At 67.8% G+C, this 3,361-nt stretch carries 4 protein-coding genes; 2 read left to right on the forward strand and 2 right to left on the reverse strand.

Translation table 11 applies throughout. The features are described from left to right. The first annotated feature begins 85 nt into the window (after window positions 1-85). On the forward strand, window positions 86-829 hold the full coding sequence (locus EB084_22125) for a hypothetical protein (GenBank protein NDD30961.1): 744 nt from the start codon (window positions 86-88) through the stop codon (window positions 827-829). A 31-nt stretch (window positions 830-860) separates the two neighbouring features. Here EB084_22125 and EB084_22130 read toward each other — a convergent pair whose 3' ends face one another. Together EB084_22130 and EB084_22135 are read right to left on the reverse strand one after the other, a co-directional pair. Then, complete coding sequence (locus EB084_22130; protein NDD30962.1) at window positions 861-1,664, reverse strand: TatD family deoxyribonuclease; 804 nt, start codon at window positions 1,662-1,664, stop codon at window positions 861-863. Beyond that, on the reverse strand, window positions 1,661-2,956 hold the full coding sequence (locus tag EB084_22135; GenBank protein NDD30963.1) for an N-acetylmuramoyl-L-alanine amidase: 1,296 nt from the start codon (window positions 2,954-2,956) through the stop codon (window positions 1,661-1,663). Before EB084_22135 ends, EB084_22130 begins: the two co-directional genes overlap by 4 nt. Window positions 2,957-3,114: 158 nt before the next feature. Here EB084_22135 and EB084_22140 point away from each other — a divergent pair. Continuing rightward, window positions 3,115-3,361, forward strand: a 247-nt coding sequence (locus EB084_22140; protein ID NDD30964.1) for a hypothetical protein, incomplete at its 3' end; no start/stop codon positions are given.

Below are 3,361 nucleotides of genomic sequence, written 5' to 3' on the forward strand. Positions count from 1 at the left end.
GGGTCCCGGCCGTGGCCCAGGCGGTCCTCCGCCCGGGCGAGGCCCCGCGCGCCCCGCAGGGCCGTCGTCCCGCGGACCGCAAGGAATGCGTCTCGCCCCCAAGCCCGCCGCCCCTCCACCGGGGAAGATGGACAAGCTGCATCTCGAGGCCGCAGACTTCGCGCAGAACTTCTCCATCCCCGAGGCCGTGGCGTATCAGATCGTGCGCGGCGACTTCACCCTGAAGGAATGGATGGAGAAGCACGCGGAGGCCATGCGCAAGCGCAAGGAGCGCGACAAGGTCATGGCGGTGAAGAAGCAGCAGCGCTCCCGCGACGAAGGCATGGCGCAGCAGTACTTCCTCAAGCAGAAGCGCAACGAGACGCCGCACGTGTTCCGCATGCATAGCGACGAAGAGGTGGTGGGAGTCGTGCGCAGCATCCTCCCCTATCACCTCTGGCTCGACGTCGAGACCGCCGACGCCCCCGAACCGAAGCGCGAGAAGCTCGAGAAGCTGTCGATGCTCTACTGCTTCAAGGCAGAGAACACCCCTGAGGTCCGCAAAGGGCTGAAGCGCAACGACGAGCTGGCCGGGCAGAACCTGCAGCCCGTGCGCGAGAAGGATGGTCGATACGTGATTCCGCTGGGCCTGGTGCAGCGCGCCGCGCAGGAGGGCCGCGTGCTGCGCGTCCTTCTCAGCGACGGAACGATTGTCGAGGGCACCATCGACTGGCACAGCGTGTACTTCATGAAGATCAAGCTGCGCAGCGGCGCGTCAGTGGTGGTCTTCAACCACGGCATACAGAACCTGGAGATCGCGTCGGGCGAGCCGTCGGCCGCGTCACGCTGAGCGGCAAGCGCGAACGAGGCGCTGCGTCCGCTCAGATCGTCTGCAGAGGTAGGTTGAAGCAGCGTCGGGTGTTGGCTTCGGCCACCCGTGCCGCCTCTGCCGCCGACAGGCCGTGCAACGGCCCCACCGTCTCCGCGACGAGGGCCACGTGTGCTGGCTCGTTGCGCTTCCCGCGATGCGGGATGGGCGCGAGGTACGGACTGTCGGTCTCGATGAGCAGCCGATCGATGGGAACGCGTCTTACCACATCGCGAAGCGCCTCGGCATTGCGGAACGTGATGATTCCGGTGAAACCGAGATAGAAGCCGAGCGCGAGGAAGCGCTCAGCCGTCTCCCACGTTCCCGTGAAGCAGTGAACGACACCCCCGCACGAACGACCGCCTTCGGCCTCGACGATGTCGAGCAGGTCGCTCTCCGCGTTGCGACAGTGCAGAACCAGCGGCATCGCTCGGCGCACGGCCAGCCGGACCTGCGCGCGAAGCGACGCGCGCTGCACCTCGGGCGGACTGAAATCGTAGTGGTAGTCGAGGCCGGTCTCACCGATGGCCACGATGCGCGGCAGATGCGAGAGGCGCTCGATATGGGCCAGACCGGCGTCATCGAGGTGGCGCGCCTCGTGCGGGTGAACCCCGACGGTGCCATAGACCTCGATGTCATCACGCCCCGCGCAGCGCTCGACGAGAGCCGCAGTGCTGTCGCACGAGGCCACGTCAGTGGCCGGCACGACGATGCCGCGCACGTGCGCCGCCACGGCCCGCGCCAGAACCTCGTCGCGGTCGGCGTCGAACGCGTCTGTGTCGAGATGGCAGTGTGAATCGAAAACCGGGTAGGTCACGGCCTTCTCCCTCTTTCGGTGAACCAGCGCTCGATTCCCGACGCAATGGCCTCGCCGATGCGAGGCGCATAGCCGGGGTCGCGCATCTTCTGCTCTTCCTGGGGGTTCGAGATGAACCCGACCTCTACCAGTACCGAAGGCATATACGTCTGTCTCGTGACCGCAAACGATCGGAACACATAGGCGCGGTGTGCCTCGCGCTGCGCATCGGCGACCGGCGCAACGAGCGCGCGGGCGAGATCGGCGCTCCAGGGCTGGTAGTAGTAGACGAAGACGCCGCAGGCCACGCGCGCGTCCTCGACGCGTGGACGGGCGTTGTGATGGATGCTGACGAAGACGTGTCCCTGCTCGGCGCATCCTACCTCCACGCGATGGGAGAGCTCATCGGCGCGTGCCGGGGCCGTGTCGCGATCGACGTCGCGCGTCATCACCACCCGCGCGCCGCGCTTGCGAAGGGCCTCGCGCGCCTGAAGCGCGACCGCGAGGTTGATCTCCTTCTCGACGAGCCCCCCCACGCCCACGGCCCCGCTGTCACTTCCGCCGTGCCCCGGATCGAGCACCACCGTCACGCCCTGGAGCGATGGCGCGCCCGTGCCCTCGCCCGCGGGCACGTCAGGCGGACGAGCCAGCGTGATCCGGAAGTCGCAGGGCCCGACATGACGGAAGTCATGGCCACTCGGATCGCCCGGCAGATTCGGGGAGACAGCGGAGGCGACACGATACCCCCAGGCCCCCTTGCGCGCAAGGGGGAAGCGCAGCTCGACCCGTGCGGGTTCGACCTGGCGCACGGTGGCCGGCCCCACGATGAGGTCATCGCAGTACTGCGCAATCTCGTGGATCATCGATGTCGTTCGATGCAGACGAACCACCAGCGCGGGGGGATCGAGCTCCTCGATGACGTCGAACGACCCCTGGGCCGACGTCTCGATATCGACGCGGGTCTCACACGCGGTGGGGCGAACCAGCACGTTCCGCAGAACGACATCGGCCTGGGTCTGTGGCGGCATCCATTCGACATCGCGCTCTTCGACCCAGCCCCGATCTCCTGCGCCGAGATCGGCCACGAGCCAGGCGCCGCTGCGACCGCAGATCGAGAGCAGCGCGCCCTTCTCAAGCGGGGTGCGACGATCATGATCGGTGGTGGGGCCGACACGGAAGACGGCTCTGTCGCGCACCACGCGAACGACCCCCACCACCTGCCCCTTCACGACCGGGTGGGCAACGGCCGGACGGCCGCTGGCCATGCCCGTCGCCACGGCCAGCGCGGCGACGACCGCGACGACCGCCAGCAAGGTTCTGCATCGTGGGCCAGGTTCGCGATTCACGCGCGGATGTTCCCCTCGGATCCCCCCGCCTCCTCCGCGCACGGGCGTCGCCTCGTCGCTGGTCTTGATGCGAGCGGACGCAGAAATGGAAGGATTTTCACGTTCTGCGCGGGAACCTCTTCAGGATGTCGAGGGTCTATGACCGCAGACACGGCGCGGCGCAGAGCCTCGCCAGCGACGACATCGAGCAGGCCTCTGCGCACGTCCGCACTGACACGTGCCCGAGCGACGCTGATGAGGAGCCCCGCGTGACACGACCCCGCAAGACCGCGGCGACCGCACCCCGACCACGGCGTCCTTCGAGGAAAGCCGGACGGTCGTTCGCCTCGCGCATCGCACTGCTGGGCATCGCAGGCTTCACACTGGGGCTCG

The sequence above is a fragment of the Pseudomonadota bacterium genome (genome assembly GCA_010028905.1).
Lineage (GTDB): Bacteria > Vulcanimicrobiota > Xenobia > RGZZ01 > RGZZ01 > RGZZ01.